The sequence below is a fragment of the Vibrio sp. S457-15 genome, assembly GCF_000960545.1.
GTDB classification, from domain to species: Bacteria; Pseudomonadota; Gammaproteobacteria; order Enterobacterales; family Vibrionaceae; genus Vibrio; species Vibrio parahaemolyticus.
In genome coordinates this window covers 297,908-314,622 of sequence record NZ_JYOQ01000005.1, presented here as the reverse complement: position 1 = coordinate 314,622, position 16,715 = coordinate 297,908, and the positions used below count along the sequence as shown (strand labels likewise).

14 protein-coding genes are annotated in these 16,715 nt (G+C 45.2%); 8 read left to right on the top strand and 6 right to left on the bottom strand.

Annotated elements, in window-relative coordinates:
• Positions 1-151 precede the first annotated feature (151 nt).
• Genes lolC through lolE form a run of 3 tightly spaced genes read left to right on the top strand, consistent with a single transcriptional unit; the run spans position 152 to position 3,307 of the window.
• Positions 152-1,360, top strand: a complete 1,209-nt coding sequence (lolC, locus tag UF05_RS01655; RefSeq protein WP_029785989.1) for a lipoprotein-releasing ABC transporter permease subunit LolC — start codon at positions 152-154, stop codon at positions 1,358-1,360.
• A complete protein-coding gene (lolD, locus tag UF05_RS01650; protein ID WP_005481886.1) occupies positions 1,353-2,060 on the top strand; it encodes a lipoprotein-releasing ABC transporter ATP-binding protein LolD in 708 nt (235 codons plus the stop codon). Before lolC ends, lolD begins: the two co-directional genes overlap by 8 nt.
• 2 nt (positions 2,061-2,062) lie before the next feature.
• Entirely contained in the window at positions 2,063-3,307 is a 1,245-nt protein-coding gene (gene lolE / locus UF05_RS01645; protein ID WP_045546170.1) for a lipoprotein-releasing ABC transporter permease subunit LolE, read from the top strand.
• A gap of 204 nt (positions 3,308-3,511) precedes the next feature.
• On the opposite strand, the gene UF05_RS01640 is transcribed toward lolE, so the two are convergent.
• The gene (locus tag UF05_RS01640) at positions 3,512-4,021 is read right to left on the bottom strand and encodes a DUF2062 domain-containing protein (RefSeq protein WP_005456245.1); all 510 of its coding nucleotides are present in this window, start codon (positions 4,019-4,021) and stop codon (positions 3,512-3,514) included.
• Between the two features lie 8 nt (positions 4,022-4,029).
• Between UF05_RS01640 and UF05_RS01635 the strand changes: the two genes are divergently transcribed.
• From UF05_RS01635 to kdsB, 5 genes are read left to right on the top strand one after another with little or no spacing between them, the layout of a single operon-like run.
• Positions 4,030-6,288: a DNA internalization-related competence protein ComEC/Rec2 gene (locus UF05_RS01635; protein WP_045546169.1), complete on the top strand. Its 2,259-nt coding sequence runs from the start codon at positions 4,030-4,032 to the stop codon at positions 6,286-6,288.
• Between the two features lie 31 nt (positions 6,289-6,319).
• Positions 6,320-8,068: a lipid A ABC transporter ATP-binding protein/permease MsbA gene (gene msbA / locus UF05_RS01630; RefSeq protein ID WP_025533624.1), complete on the top strand. Its 1,749-nt coding sequence runs from the start codon at positions 6,320-6,322 to the stop codon at positions 8,066-8,068.
• A 5-nt stretch (positions 8,069-8,073) separates the two neighbouring features.
• Positions 8,074-9,081: a tetraacyldisaccharide 4'-kinase gene (gene lpxK, locus UF05_RS01625; RefSeq protein WP_005495917.1), complete on the top strand. Its 1,008-nt coding sequence runs from the start codon at positions 8,074-8,076 to the stop codon at positions 9,079-9,081.
• Complete coding sequence (locus tag UF05_RS01620) at positions 9,062-9,241, top strand: Trm112 family protein (protein ID WP_005378451.1); 180 nt, start codon at positions 9,062-9,064, stop codon at positions 9,239-9,241. The genes lpxK and UF05_RS01620 overlap by 20 nt, the downstream gene beginning before the upstream one ends.
• Positions 9,241-9,996 carry a 3-deoxy-manno-octulosonate cytidylyltransferase gene (gene kdsB, locus UF05_RS01615; RefSeq protein ID WP_045546168.1) on the top strand — a complete coding sequence of 252 codons (756 nt, stop codon included), beginning with the start codon at positions 9,241-9,243 and terminating at the stop codon, positions 9,994-9,996. The genes UF05_RS01620 and kdsB overlap by 1 nt, the downstream gene beginning before the upstream one ends.
• 77 nt (positions 9,997-10,073) lie before the next feature.
• On the opposite strand, the gene UF05_RS01610 is transcribed toward kdsB, so the two are convergent.
• The 5 genes from UF05_RS01610 to UF05_RS01590 form a co-directional block, all read right to left on the bottom strand.
• Positions 10,074-11,633, bottom strand: a complete 1,560-nt coding sequence (locus UF05_RS01610) for a SpoVR family protein (RefSeq protein ID WP_045546167.1) — start codon at positions 11,631-11,633, stop codon at positions 10,074-10,076.
• Between the two features lie 11 nt (positions 11,634-11,644).
• Positions 11,645-12,916 carry a YeaH/YhbH family protein gene (locus UF05_RS01605; RefSeq protein ID WP_005481863.1) on the bottom strand — a complete coding sequence of 424 codons (1,272 nt, stop codon included), beginning with the start codon at positions 12,914-12,916 and terminating at the stop codon, positions 11,645-11,647.
• A 47-nt stretch (positions 12,917-12,963) separates the two neighbouring features.
• Positions 12,964-14,898: a PrkA family serine protein kinase gene (locus tag UF05_RS01600; protein ID WP_029864289.1), complete on the bottom strand. Its 1,935-nt coding sequence runs from the start codon at positions 14,896-14,898 to the stop codon at positions 12,964-12,966.
• Positions 14,899-15,387: 489 nt separating this feature from the next.
• Positions 15,388-15,888 carry a YfbU family protein gene (locus UF05_RS01595; protein WP_005456271.1) on the bottom strand — a complete coding sequence of 167 codons (501 nt, stop codon included), beginning with the start codon at positions 15,886-15,888 and terminating at the stop codon, positions 15,388-15,390.
• A gap of 154 nt (positions 15,889-16,042) precedes the next feature.
• Positions 16,043-16,711 carry an energy-coupling factor ABC transporter permease gene (locus UF05_RS01590; protein ID WP_017448256.1) on the bottom strand — a complete coding sequence of 223 codons (669 nt, stop codon included), beginning with the start codon at positions 16,709-16,711 and terminating at the stop codon, positions 16,043-16,045.
• Positions 16,712-16,715 lie beyond the last annotated feature (4 nt).

Here is a 16,715-nt window from a genome sequence, read left to right as displayed (position 1 = left end):
ACTTTTTGCCCTAAATGCAGACTTATTGCATGTCGTTGACAAATTTAGCGATTATCTTGTCTTCTTCATGAGAAGAGTAAGGTAAGATAACTCTTATTATTTAGAACTAGGGTCAATCGCCCTTATTAGAAAACCAGTTGGTTTGTCCTGTATGTATCATCCTATCTCTTTGTTTATTGGCTTGAGATATCTTCGGGGACGCTCCGGAGATAGGTTTAGCCGATTTGTTTCTTATATGTCGACGGCGGGCATCACGATCGGTGTGATGGCGTTGGTCACTGTGCTTTCGGTTATGAACGGATTCGAAGCACAACTGAAAGAGCGCATTCTTGGTGTTCTTCCTCACGCGGTGATTTCTCAACATGATGGTCGCACTCCACTGACGGAGTCTGCGCCGCAATTCATTCAAGCGATGTCGGATGTTGCTGAGCCAGAACCTGTTGTTCGCGGAGAGGCGGTAATTCAAAGTTCGGCACAACTGACGGCAGGTTATTTGATTGGGATTGAGCCTAAGAAAGGCGACCCGATTGCCAACCATTTGATTGCGGGTCGTTTGTCTTCTCTTCAAGCGGGAGAGTACAAAGTGTTTCTTGGCCACAGTTTAGCGCGCTCTCTTAAGGTTTCTATTGGCGACAAAGTTCGTTTAATGGTGACAAACGCCACGCAGTTTACCCCTCTTGGTCGAATCCCTAGTCAGCGCAACTTCACAGTGGCTGGTATTTTTAATACCGGTTCGGATGTCGATGGCCAGCTTATGATCGTCAATATGGCGGATGCAGCTAAGTTAATGCGCCTGCCCAAAGATACCGTATCTGGCTGGCGAGTGTTTTTCTCTGACCCATTTATGGTGACGGATTTCGCTGATAAACCGATGCCAGAAGGGTGGCAGTGGAGTGATTGGCGTGCACAACGTGGCGAGCTTTTCCAAGCTGTGAAAATGGAAAAGAACATGATGGGCTTAATGCTGGGTCTCATTGTCGGCGTTGCAGCGTTTAACATCATTTCTGCTTTGATCATGGTGGTGATGGAAAAACAATCTGAAGTCGCGATTTTGAAAACGCAGGGTATGACCCAATCGCAAGTCATGACGATTTTCATGGTGCAAGGCGCAAGTAGTGGTGTGATTGGGGCTATTGTCGGCGGAGCGGTTGGCGTGGCGTTGTCACTCAACCTCAACGCCATTTTGGAATCGGCTGGCGTGGCTCTGTTCAGCTTTGGCGGGCATTTGCCAATTGTGATTGATTCTTTCCAAATTCTATTAGTGGTAGTGCTAGCGATTGCTCTGAGTCTGGCTGCTACTGTTTATCCTTCTTACCGAGCATCTTCTGTTAAACCTGCTGAGGCACTTCGCTATGAATAAGCTATTAGAATGTCGTGATATTCGTAAAGTATACCGAGAAGGTTCGTTGGATACGGAAGTGTTGAAAGGCGTGAGCTTTGATATCGATAAAGGTGAACTCGTTTCGATTGTTGGCTCGTCGGGCTCTGGTAAGAGTACGCTGCTTCATATCCTTGGCGCATTGGACGACGCAACGCAAGGTGAAGTGGATTTTTTAGGGCAGAACCTATCGGCGTTAAGCTCCAATAAGCAGGCTGCTTTGCGTAACAAACATCTTGGTTTTGTGTATCAATTTCACCACTTACTTGCTGATTTTACGGCGCTCGAAAATGTCGCAATGCCACTGCTGATTGGCGGTATTAAAGTGACAGAAGCTAAACAGGCGGCAAAAGCGCTGCTTGAGAAAGTGGGCTTGAGCCATCGTATGGATCACCGCCCATCAGAGCTGTCTGGTGGTGAGCGCCAGCGTGTGGCCATTGCTCGTGCTCTTGTGAACAAGCCTGACTTAGTTTTGGCTGACGAACCAACTGGTAATCTGGATCACAATACGGCTTTGGCGATTTACGATTTGATGCGTGAACTAAACAAAGAGTCGAACATCGCCTTTTTAGTGGTGACGCATGACAACGAACTCGCAGCAAAAATGGACCGTCAGATGCACATGCAAGATGGCCTTCTGGTGGATCGTTTGATGACCGAATCGGCATCAGTGGAGGGCTAGTTTTGTTCTCTTCTTTAGCATTAATGATTGGTGGACGCTTTAGCCGTGCGAAAAAGCGCAACAAAATGGTGTCGTTCATTTCTCTTTCTTCAACCATTGGTATTGCAGTAGGCGTGGCGGTGATCATCATTGGCCTTTCGGCGATGAATGGTTTTGAGCGTGAGCTTCAGTCGCGTGTGTTGTCCGTGATTCCTCATGGTGAGTTAGAAGGGGTTAACGGGCCACTGCAGAACTACACTAAGACGATGAACCAAGCGCTGCAACATGAGCATGTCGTTGCTGCCGCTCCGTACGTCCGCTTTACAGGTTTAGCCGAAAAAGGCAGCAAACTTAAGGCGATTGAAGTGCGTGGTGTGGATCCTGCGTATGAGCAAGCGGTGTCGAGCATGTCTGACTTTATTGATCCAGAGGCGTGGCAAAACTTTTACTCAGGTCAACAGCAAGTGATTTTAGGTCGAGGGGTTGCAAATGAGTTGAAGGTGCAAGTCGGTGACTACGTCACGTTGATGATTCCTCAAACGGGTGGCACAAATAAAGTTCAAGCGCCGAAACGTGTGCGCGTCAAAGTGGCGGGCTTTTTGACGTTGAACGGCCAAATTGATCATTCATTGGCTTTAGTTCCGCTGGCGGATGCGCAGCAATACGCTCGTTTAGGAGACGGCGTAACTGGAGTTTCTCTAAAAACCGATGATGTTCTTGATGCGCCTTCGATCGTTCGAGAAGTCGGCAACCTAGTGAATGTGTACGTATATTTGAAGAGTTGGCAGCAGCAGTTTGGCTTTCTCTACCGTGACATTCAGTTGGTACGCACGATCATGTATTTAGTCATGGTATTAGTGATTGGTGTGGCGTGTTTCAATATCGTCTCGACATTGATGATGGCGGTGAAGGACCGCGCAGCAGAGATCGCGATTTTGCGTACGATGGGGGCAAAAGATGGTCTGATTAAACGTATTTTCGTTTGGCAGGGCGTCTTCTCTGGAGTGTTTGGTAGCCTTGTCGGTAGCCTTGTTGGTGTGTTGGTTGCGTTGAATTTAACTCCAATCATTAAGGGGCTTGAAGGCTTAATAGGACACCAGTTTTTATCGGGTGACATCTACTTTGTGGACTTTCTTCCATCGCAGTTGCATTGGCCTGACGTCGCATTGGTGTCGACCACCGCTATCGTATTAAGCCTATTGGCCACTTGGTACCCAGCTTCTCGCGCAGCGAAACTGAACCCTGCCGCAGTTTTGAGTGCTAAGTAGCGAAGGAAGGAAAGCTAGCCTCGTAGACATCGTTGTTAGCGATGACTTATTTTGCTAAGTACTCTAGATACAAAAAAGGACCTTTCATGGTCCTTTTTTGTATTCATTAGCATCTTTTCATTCTTTGCTTACATTTCGTTTCAGCTTTATTGTCGTTTGAACCTCAAGCCATGTCGCAACGAATGATTTTAGCGTCTTATCCGCTTATCTTACTTTTCGTTTTTGCCAACTGCGAACGACAGAGTAGCGCCACAATCCGCGAATACCGAAATAACCAATGATCGCAGAACCCACACCGCAAATTGCGCATCCCAATAGGAATGGAGGCCCAATCGTGCTCATCTGTTGCATGATAAAGTCCCAAGATAGCTCAAAATGGAATGGCTGAGGTGGAACATGCATGACCCATGCACCGAGCTTGTAAGCAAAGTAAAACAAGACTGGCATGGTAATAGGGTTGCTGACCCAAACGAGAGCGACTGACAGAGGTAAATTTACGCCCATTAAAATGGCTAAACCGGCAGACATGATCATCTGGCTCGGAAGCGGGACAAACGCCATAAATAGGCCAACGGCAAAAGCACCTGACGCAGAGCGACGGTTTAAGCACCAAAGGTTCGGGTTGTATAACACATTGCCGAAGACCTTCAATGCTTTTTGGCGTTTGATCACTTCGTGATCAGGCATGAAGCGTTTTATCAGCTTTCTAGGCATAGGACGACATGACTCTCTTAGAAAAAAGTTGGACCTTGGCGTTATTTGTCGCGAGCGTAATTTCGTCTGCATGGTGGCCGACGATGCCGGATTGGCGTTGGTTGCTGCTGGGAATAATTACCACTGGCTCAATAATTAAATTACGTCGAGGCTTAATTAGCATAGGCGTAATTGTGGGCTTTATGGTTGTCATCGTTCACGGCAATATTATGGAGTATCAGAGACAAGCCCTTTTTCAAGCAGGTGAGAATAGTACCATAATTGGTAGAGTTGACAGCTCTTTTACGCAAATAAGTCACGGATATGAAGGTGTCATAGCGATAAAACAAGTGAATTCTCACACTCTGTTACCTTTTCTTAAACCTAAAGTCCGCCTTATAACGCCATTCCCACTAGCTGTTAACAGTGAGTTTACGACTAACGTTTTGATTAAGCCCATTATCGGCCTCAGAAATGAAGCGGGTTTCGACGCAGAAAAGCAGTCAATGGGAAGTGGTGTTGTTGCTAGAGCGGTCGTAACTAAAGATTCACACTGGGTCATTCGTACTTCTTCGTCTTGGCGCGAGGCGATTATTCAAACCGTTGAGCGTGATATTTCTCGCCTTGAGCACTTTGCTCTAATCAAAGCACTGGCTTTTGCTGATCGCACTGGGCTTACCAAAGAGGATTGGCAGTCTCTGCGTGACAGCGGACTACTGCATCTTGTATCAATTTCTGGTCTACACATTGGGATGGCATTGACGTTTGGGCTCGCCCTTGGTGGGCTTATTCGGCTTGCTATGCCGCGATATTGGTTTCTGCCATCAGTGAGTGGGTTGGCGTTTGCCATTGTTTACGCTTGGCTTGCTGATTTTTCTTTGCCGACGACCCGAGCCGTTTCTGTTTGTATCATCTATATTGCTTTGAAGTATTGGCTTGTTCATTGGAGCCCATGGCGCGTACTGTTACTGGCCGTGGCGTTGCAACTTTTCTTCCAACCTTTTGCTTCTTTTAGTTTGAGTTTTTGGCTGTCTTATTTATCCGTTGGTGCCGTTTTGTTTGCGGTTAATACAGTGCAAGACTCGAAGGAAGGTCGTTTGGGAAAGTTGCGGATACTTCTGTTGACTCAACTGATATTGAGCTTATTGATTGTCCCGATCAGTGGCTATTTTTTCTCTGGATTTAGCTGGTCTTCTTTAGTCTACAATTTGGTTTTCATTCCTTGGTTTGGCGTTGTTGTCGTTCCAATCATGTTTGCTGCTTTAATTGCGTCATTGCTCTTTCCTATGTTGGCGACCGTTCTATGGTATTTGCTTGACATATTCCTGGTTCCACTAAGTTGGTCGGTTCGATATGCCATAGGAACTTGGCAACCCATTAGTGCCGAGTGGACATTTGTTATTGCTGTAGTGAGTGCCGTGCTCGTTTTAAGACATGTTATGCCTCGTTACGTTTGGATGTTTGTCTGTGTAATTGTTGTGGTGACAGGGCTGTTTCCTAAGCAAGATAGCCAAACTTGGCGTATTGATGTGCTTGATGTCGGGCATGGGTTGGCGGTACTGGTCGAAAAAGAGGGGAGAGTTTTACTCTATGATACGGGCAAGGCTTGGCAAAACGGCAGTATAGCTGAGCAAGTGATTACGCCAGTACTGCACCGCAGAGGCTATTCAAGTGTCGATACGATGATTTTAAGTCATGCCGATAATGACCATGCTGGCGGCCGAAAAGTGATAGAGCAGTACTTTTCACCTAAACACAAACTAAGCAGCCAGAGCTTTTTACATTATCAGCCTTGTATTGCTGCTGAGAAATGGAAGTGGCAAGGGTTGAACATGGAGGTACTTTGGCCTCCTAAACCTGTTGTACGTGCATACAACCCCCACTCTTGTGTCATCAGTCTGGAAGACCCTAGTACAGGTTTTAAAATGTTGTTTACTGGTGATATCGAAGCCATCAGTGAATGGATACTGCTTCGAGAGCCAGAAAAGCTGCGCAGTGATGTAATGCTAGTGCCGCATCATGGAAGCAAAAGCTCTTCTAACCTTAAGTTTATCAATGCTGTTGAGCCTAGCTTAGCTATTGCTTCAACGGCAAAACTAAACCAGTGGGGAATGCCCGCACCTGAAGTCGTTCAGGCCTATACCGATAGTGGTGTTAGTTGGTTAGATACTGGAAGTGATGGCCAAATAACAATCTTACTTGATGGCAATAACTGGCGTTTTGAAAGTAAACGTCGTGAGACAATTGAGCCTTGGTATAGGCAGATGCTGCGTAACCGAGTAGAATAAGAGTCTTACTGTAAGAAAATAAAGCACTTCTATGTCGATAAATACTGATGAAACGACTTGGCAGACGTTTAAACGTCTTTGGCAATTTATCCGCCTTTACAAGGCTGGCCTTATCGTTGCCGTCATTGCATTAGTGATTAATGCTATCTCTGATACTTATATGATTTCCCTACTAAAACCGCTTCTCGATGAAGGTTTTGGTAATGCGGATTCTGATTTTCTACGTACACTTCCTTTAATTATATTTGTCATGATGTTCATTCGTGGCACGAGTGGTTTTGTCTCCACTTATTGTTTGAGTTGGGTCTCTGGCAATGTGGTGATGCTAGTTCGACGCATGGTGTTTAATCACTTTATGCACATGCCTGTATCGTACTTTGACAAAGAAAAAACGGGTAACTTGCTTTCTCGAATCACTTACGATTCAGAGCAAGTCTCTGCGGCGACGAGCCAAGCGTTAGTGAGCATCGTACGTGAGGGCGCAAGCATTATTGGTTTGCTTGTTCTGATGTTTTACAACAGCTGGCAGTTGTCATTAGTGCTGTTTGCTGTAGCGCCTGTGGTTGCTTGGGGTATTGGTGTCGTTTCTAAGCGATTCAGAAAAATCTCTAAGAACATGCAAACGATGATGGGTAATGTGACCGCATCGGCTGAGCAAATGTTAAAAGGGCACAAAGTCGTATTGAGCTACGGTGGTCAAGACATTGAACGTCAACGTTTTGATAAAGTCAGCAACCAAATGCGTCAACAAAGCATGAAGTTGGTAACGGCTCAGGCTGCGGCAAACCCAATCATTCAAATGATTGCATCATTTGCGATTGTTGCTGTTCTTTATCTCGCAAGCATTGATTCAATCAAAGAGCAGTTGACTCCGGGTACTTTTACCGTGGTCTTTTCTGCGATGTTTGGTTTGATGCGCCCACTTAAAGCACTGACAAACGTAACTTCTCAGTTCCAACGTGGTATGGCAGCAAGCCAAACTTTGTTTGCTCTGATCGATTTAGAACCAGAGAAAAACGAAGGTAAATACACGGTTGAGCGCGCGAAGGGTGATGTATCTGTGAAAGATGTCAGCTTCACGTATGTAGGTTCAGAAAAGCCGGCTCTAGAGCATGTCAGTTTTGATATTCCTCGAGGTAAAACGGTCGCTCTAGTGGGGCGCTCAGGTTCAGGTAAAAGTACCATTGCGAACTTGTTTAACCGTTTTTATGACGTGGACAGTGGCTCGATTACATTAGATGGTCGTGATATTCGTGACTACGAATTGAAGAACTTGCGCGAGCAGTTTGCGTTGGTTTCGCAAAACGTACATCTTTTCAATGACACCATAGCAAACAACATTGCTTACGCGACGGAAGATAAGTACCAGCGCAGCGATATTGAGCATGCAGCGAAGCTGGCTCACGCAATGGAATTCATCAATAAGATGGAAAATGGTTTAGATACCATGATCGGCGAAAACGGTGCGAGCTTATCTGGTGGTCAGCGCCAACGTGTAGCTATTGCTCGTGCGTTGCTGCGTGATGCGCCTGTACTAATTCTTGACGAAGCAACCTCTGCACTGGATACGGAATCTGAGCGCGCCATCCAAGCTGCATTAGATGAGCTGCAGAAAGATAAAACCGTGTTGGTGATTGCTCACCGCTTGTCAACGATCGAAAAAGCCGATGAGATTCTAGTCGTAGACGACGGTGCCATTATTGAACGAGGTAATCACGCAGACTTGATTGCTAAGAATGGCGCTTACGCTCAACTTCATCGCATCCAGTTTGGCGAATAGTTACTGTGGTTGAAAAAATCTGGTTTGAAAATCATCCACTAAAATATCTGTTGTGGCCATTATTATGGCCACTCAGTGTGTTGTTTGGTGCAATCAGTAGAGCGAAGCGTCAACAGTTCCAAACTGGTCGCAAGCAAGCGTATCAAGCACCCGTGCCCGTAGTAGTGGTCGGTAATATCACCGCTGGTGGCAATGGTAAGACGCCTGTTGTGGTTTGGTTGGTCGAGCAATTACAACATCTGGGGTATAAACCGGGAGTGGTGTCTCGAGGATACGGTGCGAAGGCTCCGCAGTATCCGCTGGTGTTAAATGATGATACTCCTACTCAACATTGTGGTGATGAACCTAAACTCATCCACCGGCGCACCGGAGCTCCTGTCGCAGTAGACCCTGTACGTGCAAACGCCGTGAAAGCGCTATTAGAGTTAGACGTGGATATCATCATTACCGATGATGGTTTGCAGCATTATGCTCTAGAGCGTGATGTTGAACTTGTGATTGTTGATGGAAATCGTCGTTTTGGTAATGAGTGTTTGATTCCGCTTGGTCCATTGCGCGAAGGTGTTGAGCGACTTCAGGAAGTCGACTTTATCATCACCAATGGCGGTTTGGCCCATCAGGGGGAGATCTCGATGTCTCTAGCGCCATCAAAAGCGATCAACCTAAAGACCAAGCAGCAAGTTGATGTGAGTGAGTTAAAGGCGCTGGTGGCATTTGCCGGTATCGGGCATCCACCTCGGTTTTTTAATACACTAGAATCAATGCATGCGGATGTTAAAGTCACGAAAGGTTTTGCTGACCATCAAGACTTTGACCAAAAAGAACTTGAAGCATTGGCTCTACAAGGGGCGAATGTGATTATGACAGAGAAAGATGCTGTCAAATGTAGCGACTACGCACAAGACAATTGGTGGTATCTGCCTGTATCTGCTCAACTTGAGCCTAAAGATGCAGAGCGAATTTTAAATCGAATAAAAGAGGTTAAAGCGACTTATGGATCACCGTCTGCTTGAGATTGTGGCTTGCCCAGTGTGTAAAGGTAAGCTGACTTACGATAAAGATAATCAAGAGTTGATCTGCAAATTGGATCGCCTTGCTTACCCTATCAAAGAGGGTATTCCTGTTCTGCTTGAGCCAGAAGCTCGCACCATGAGTATGGATGAGGGACGTTAATGTCTTTTACGGTTGTGATACCGGCTCGTTACTCTTCGAGCCGTTTACCAGGTAAACCACTGGCTGATATCGGTGGTAAACCAATGGTGCAATGGGTTTACGAACAAGCAATGCAAGCTGGCGCTGATGACGTGATCATTGCTACTGACGATGAGCGAGTTTCTGCAGCGGTTGAGCAATTCGGTGGCAAAGTTTGTATGACTTCGCCAAACCACGAATCTGGTACAGAGCGTTTAGCGGAAGTGGTAGAGAAAATGGCCATTCCTGCTGACCACATTATTGTGAACGTTCAAGGTGATGAGCCTTTGGTACCACCAGTTATCATCCGCCAAGTCGCAAATAACTTAGCCGCTAGTGATGCACCTATGGCTACGTTGGCGGTTGAAATTGAATCTGAAGATGAAGTATTCAACCCAAATGCCGTAAAAGTCGTTGCTGATACGCGTGGTTATGCCATGTACTTTAGCCGAGCAACAATTCCTTGGGATCGTGATAACTTCGCTAAGCAAGACAAAGCTATCGTGAATCCATTGATGCGTCACATCGGTATCTATGCATACCGCGCAGGTTTCATTAATACTTACGTAAACTGGGCGCCAAGTGCCCTAGAGCAAATTGAATGCCTAGAGCAGTTACGAGTGCTTTGGTACGGCGAGAAAATCCACGTTGCAGTCGCTAAAGAAGCGCCAGCAGCAGGCGTTGATACGCCAGAAGATCTTGAAGCCGTTAGAGCTATTGTGGCGAAAAAAGCGTAACGATTCTACTTCTTGCAGTTAATAAAAAGGCTCCTTTCATGGAGCCTTTGGCTTTAAGGGGATGAGTATATTTTGTGCTAAATGTTTGAATCGTACTGATTGCGTTTTGGACAAGTGGCTAATGTTTCTCTGTGTCCCGTGTCTTTAACTTCTTCTAAGATTACGTCAAAGCCCCATAGGCGATAGACGTGTTTCAATACCTCATCATAACTTTCATCGAGTGGAATGCGGTTATGAGGAACGTATTGCAATGTGAGTGAACGGTCACCACGAACATCCACGTTAAACACCTGAATGTTAGGCTCTAAGTTTGATAGGTTGTACTGCGCTGCCAGAGTTTCTCGAATGCGTTTGTAGCCCATTTCATCATGTATGGCGGAGACTTCAATAAAGTTCTTCCTGTCATCATCGTTGATGGCGAACAGTTTGAAATCACGCATCAATTTCGGAGACAAATATTGGCTGATAAAGCTTTCATCTTTGAAATTATGCATAGCAAAATGCAAGGCATCTAACCAATCTGTTCCTGCTAGGTCCGGGAACCACTCTTTATCCTCGTCAGTTGGCTCTTCACAAATACGCTTTATATCGCGGAACATCGCAAAGCCGAGAGCATAAGGGTTGATACCGCTAAAGTAAGGACTGTTGTAGGGTGGTTGAGCAACCACACTGGTATGGCTATGTAAGAACTCTAGTATGAACTTTTCGGATACCAAACCCTCATCGTAAAGATGGTTGAGAATGGTGTAATGCCAGAATGTTGCCCAGCCTTCGTTCATGACCTGCGTTTGTTTTTGCGGATAAAAATACTGACTGATTTTGCGTACAATCCGCACGACTTCACGTTGCCACGGCTCTAGTAGCGGGGCATGCTTTTCGAAAAAGTAGAGCAAGTTTTCCTGAGGCTCGCTTGGGAATCGCTCTTTAAGATCTTCCTCTTTGGTTTTGGCTCTTGGTACCGTGCGCCACAATTCATTCACTTGAGACTGTAAGTATGCCTCGCGTTCTTCTTGTCGCGCTTTCTCTTCGGTAATGGAGATTTTCTCTGGTCGCTTGTAACGATCTACACCAAAGTTCATTAAGGCGTGACAGGAGTCGAGCAGTTTTTCCACTTCCTGTACTCCATATCGCTCCTCACATTCAGCTAAATACTTTTTGGCAAACAGCAAATAATCGATGATGGAGCTAGCGTCCGTCCAGGTTTGGAACAGATAATTACCTTTGAAGAAAGAGTTGTGCCCGTAACAAGCGTGAGCAATCACCAGCGCTTGCATTGTCACGGTGTTTTCTTCCATCAAATAGGCGATACACGGATTGGAGTTAATGACAATCTCGTAGGCTAACCCCATCTGACCATGTTTGTAGTTCTGTTCTGTTTGAATGAACTTTTTACCAAATGACCAATGGTTGTAGTTGATAGGCATACCGATACTTGAGTACGCATCCATCATCTGCTCAGACGTGATCACTTCGATCTGATTTGGATAGGTGTCCAAACGATAGTGCTCCGCGACACGTTTTATTTCCTTGTGATAGCGTTCAAGCAGTTCGAATGTCCAATCTGGTCCGTCAGGTAGCAACTTGCTGTTGCGCTTTTTAGGCGCCTCTCCAGAGAGGTTTTTTGTTGCGGTAGTCATCGCTAGCCTCCTTACGCCGTTTCTTTTTGGAATAGTTCTCGGAAGACTGGGAAGATATCCTCCACAGAGCGAATATTCTTCATAGCGAAGTTTGGAAACTCGTCGGTAAGCTTCTCATACTCGTGCCATAAGGTTTGATGTGAGCGACGCGTGATTTCTATATAAGAATAGTACTGACAATTTGGCAGCAACTTATTCACGAGTAAATCTCGGCATCGTGGTGAGTCATCCGCCCAGTTATCCCCATCGGACGCTTGGGCTGCGTAGATGTTCCACTGACCAACCGGGTAACGCTCCTTGACGATTTCATCCATTAATTTCAAAGCGCTAGATACGATGGTGCCACCAGTTTCTTGCGAGTAGAAAAATTCGTGTTCATCGACTTCTTTGGCTTGCGTGTGGTGGCGAATAAACACAACGTCTACGTTTTCATAGGTACGAGTTAAGAACAGATACAACAGCACATAGAAGCGTTTTGCGATGTCTTTGGTCGCTTGATCCATAGAACCAGACACGTCCATCAGACAAAACATCACGGCTTGGCTAGAAGGGACTGGTCGTTTTTCGTAGTTTTTAAAACGTAAATCGAAAGTATCGATGAACGGGACATTTTCAATTTTCTTGCGCAGTTCTTCGATTTCTTTTTTCAGACGATTTTCTTCAAGTTGTTGTGCTGGCTCAATATTTTTGATGCGAGTCAACTCGTCTTCGAGTTCTTTAAGAAGTCGCTTTTTGCCTGCAGTCATGGCGGTTCGACGAGCTAATGACTGCTGCAATGAACGAATAACGGAAATGTTGGAAGGGATCCCCGCGGTTTGGAAACCTGCACGGTGAGTTTTCCATTCCGTAATTTTAGCGATTTGATTTTTTTCTAGATTCGGTAGCTCTAAGTCTTCAAACAGAATATCGAGGTATTCGTCTTTTGAAATTTGGAACACAAATTCATCTTGACCTTCGCCATCTGGACTCGCATTACCTTCACCAGAGCCACTGCCTTGACCTCCACCTTTTGGACGCTCGATTTTGTCACCCGTAATAAACTGATCGTTACCAGGGTGTACGCGTTCACGCACGCCACCTTTCCCTTGATGGAAAATCGGCTCGTTAATGTCTTTGTGCGGTATTGAGACGTCTTCGCCCGTTTCTGTATTCGTGATCGAGCGTCGATTCACTGCGTCAGCTACCGACTCTTTGATCTGCTCTTTATGGCGCTTCAAGAAGCGCTGTCTGTTAACAGCGCTCTTGTTCTTGCCATTGAGCCTGCGGTCTATAAATTGCGCCATGAAATAGCCCTCTTCATGTTTCACAAGCGACCTAACTCAACACTGGGTTAGGATGACTTACGTACTCGTAGGTACCACTCAGAAAGTAGGCGAACCTGTTTCTCGGTATAGCCTTTTTCCATCATGCGAGCGACAAAGTCGTCGTGTTTCTTCTGATCTTCAGAAGAGGTTTTCGCATTGAACGAGATAACCGGAAGAAGCTCTTCGGTATTGGAGAACATTTTCTTCTCGATTACCGTGCGCAGTTTTTCGTAGCTGGTCCAAACTGGGTTTTGACCATTGTTATTGGCTTTCGCACGAAGCACAAAGTTGACGATTTCATTTCGGAAATCTTTCGGGTTGGAGATACCAGCGGTTTTCTCAATTTTCTCTAGTTCCGCATTGAGAGATGCGCGGTCAAATAGCTGTCCCGTTTCTGGATCGCGGTATTCTTGGTCCTGAATCCAGAAGTCTGCGTAGGTAACATAACGGTCGAAGATGTTTTGGCCGTATTCAGAGTAAGATTCTAGGTACGCGGTTTGAATCTCTTTACCGATAAACTCAACGTAACGAGGAACGAGGTACCCTTTCAAAAACTCAAGATATCTTTCTGCGGTTTCTGAAGGGAATTGTTCGCGTTCTACTTGTTGTTCAATCACATAGAACAAGTGAACTGGGTTTGCTGCCACTTCGGTTTGGTCAAAGTTGAACACGCGAGACAAAATCTTAAACGCAAAACGTGTAGATAGGCCGTTCATACCTTCATCGACGCCTGCGTAATCTCGATATTCTTGGTAGCTTTTCGCTTTAGGATCGGTGTCTTTTAGCGTCTCGCCGTCGTACACGCGCATTTTCGAGAAGATAGACGAGTTTTCAGGCTCTTTCAGACGAGAAAGAATGCTGAACTGCGCCAATGTTTCTAATGTGCTTGGTGAGCAAGGGGCTTGAGACAATTCACTGTTTTCAAGCAGTTTTTGATAGATTTTAACTTCTTCCGATACGCGTAAACAGTAGGGTACTTTAACGATGTATACACGGTCTAGGAAGGCTTCGTTGTTTTTGTTGTTGCGGAAGGTTTGCCACTCAGATTCGTTGGAGTGAGCCAAAATCATGCCGTCGAATGGAATTGCAGAAAGGCCTTCCGTCCCGTTAAAGTTGCCTTCCTGTGTTGCGGTTAGTAATGGGTGCAATACTTTAATTGGCGCTTTGAACATCTCGACGAATTCCATCAAGCCTTGGTTTGCTTTACACAGCGCGCCAGAGTAGCTGTACGCATCTGGGTCGTCTTGAGAATAGTGTTCGAGTTTACGGATATCCACTTTACCGACGAGTGATGAAATATCTTGGTTGTTCTCATCACCAGGTTCGGTTTTCGCAATACCGATTTGGTCAAGGATAGATGGACGAACTTTCATCACTTTAAACTTGGTGATGTCGCCGCCAAATTCGTGAAGGCGTTTTGCTGCCCAAGGCGACATGATTGAGCGAAGATAGCGCTGCTCAATACCGTAGTCCGTTTTCAGAATCTCGCCATCTTCGGTCGCTTTGAATAAACAGAATGGGTGGTCGTTCACTGGGCTGCGTTCGCCATTAGCGCTCAATACGTAAATAGGCATCGCTTCCATAAGCGATTTTAATTTTTCAGCAAGTGAGGACTTACCGCCACCAACAGGGCCTAATAGATAGAGGATCTGTTTGCGTTCTTCTAATCCTTGTGCCGCATGTTTGAGGTAAGAAACAATTTGTTCAATCGCATCTTCCATACCATAAAAGTCTTTGAATGTTTCATAGCGAGAGATAACGCGGTTGGAGAAGATGCGGCTCAAACGTGGGTCTTTAGCTGTATCTATTATCTCTGGCTCGCCGATTGCCATCAGTAGGCGTTCTGCTGCATTCGCATAAGCACTTTTGTCATCCTTACACAGGGCTAGAAACTCCTGTAACGACATCTCTTCATCTTTTGCAGCTTCATATCTGGATTGATAGTGGTCGAAAATACTCATGTCGCTTTCCCCTTTAATAGTCAGTCTACCGACGAACGTTGGTGCAGGCTGTTCCACGTTTTGCTGTGCTCTTAGTTGCCTGAATGTCGACGTCCTGTTATCTCATTTGGTTTGTACGAAATGTATGACCAGTAACACCAAAGACTTTGCTTTATGGACAGTTTTTTCATCACAACGGTGAGCAGTGGATGTGTACTTTTCAGTCACAGCCTTTCTCTACTTAAGCCTAGTCGGGGATTTGCAATTTTGCTTAACAATTATGAATTTATTGTAAAAGTGACATTTGAATCACTCTTTAGATGAGGATGAATTTATGTCGCAAATAGGGCGGAGATAAATCAAATATTTGGTGAAAAATACAGAATTTCAGTGATTCGTTATTCCACATTGCACAAGATAAGCAGAAGGATACGGTAGTGAAGAATGGAAGTTGTGATAGGAAAATAAAAAAAGGAGAGCGAATGCTCTCCTAATCAAAGACTTGCTATCTTACGCACTAAAAATTTGTGCAAGCTCGTTTTCACACAAGTGATATTGACGAGGGCAGTTACGCCAAGTTTGCAGCATGCGGCGGTATTTATCTAGCATTGGCATTTGGCTGTTAAAGTGGTGATCTGCCTTGTCGAATTGTGGGTAAAGACCTTCAGAATCAACAAGGAAGCGGACGTAATGCACTTGCTGCGCTTCTGTTGCGATATCGAAACCTAAGAACTGTAAGCGACGTTGGTCTACTTTGCTACGCTCTTCCGCATCTAACATATTGTTAGATTCTTGCATGGCGTGATACATCTCCATAATGTCGATGATTTCACGGCATTCTGCTTCTGAAAGGCAACCGAAATCTTTGTTCAGTTCGCGCATTTGTAGCTCATAGCCGCGTTCAACGATCGTCTGTAGGCGTTTGTATTTAGCCGCATTATTCGGATCAAGCTGAGACATTAGGTTGTATTGGTTTGATAGGATCAAACGTTGAGCGTTTGACATTTCCATGATGACCTCACTAAATAATCTAATACATTTTTAATGTGCTTAGGTTAACGCTTCAGACAAGGGTGAAACATGATCTCAACACATATTTAATATGAAAAAATGGCAAGAATTGTCGAATTCAGCCACGGCGTGATACACGATATAAGAAGAATATCTACTTTTTGTGATAGTGGTTGTATATGTAATCTCGGTCCGAAAACACTCTTAACCACTCTGGCTTGAAGACGGTTAATACTGCCAGTGACATCCCGTTAAGTAACCCTTCGGGGAACGCAAGCAATGGGACAAAAATAAAGTAGTTGTGTTGAATGGTTTCCCAATCGTAGTGGCCAACCAACAAGTGATAAAACGAGTTAAATACTAAGTGTAAGCTGCCTGTGAGTGCGCCATTAAAAAAGCCAGCGACAAAAATAAACACAAAGATGTTGCGGGGTAAATAATGGTAACTAAGCAAAAAGACTAAGTAGCTGATTAATATTGGAACGAGCGCCGATAGCACAAGAGAGCTCGGGAGCAAGATAAACGAAATATCGTGTATCCAGTGGTAGGCGATCATCGCAGGAATGCTGAGCAAAAAAGCCATTCGCCAACCGTACATCATGGTTAGTGTCGTTAACGCGAGAAAGTGTATTTGTAACCCTTCTTTTACTCCTGCTTGAGCAGACCAAAGAACCGTAATGAGAAAGAAAGAGGCAAACACGATATGTTGAAATGCTTTCTCTTGTTCAAGTTTAGGCCAAACTACTTTTCTCCAATCGGGTATGCAAAAAGCAACGACAACCCAAGTGACGATGATGAGTGAGCCTACGTTAAACCAGTCCATGAAC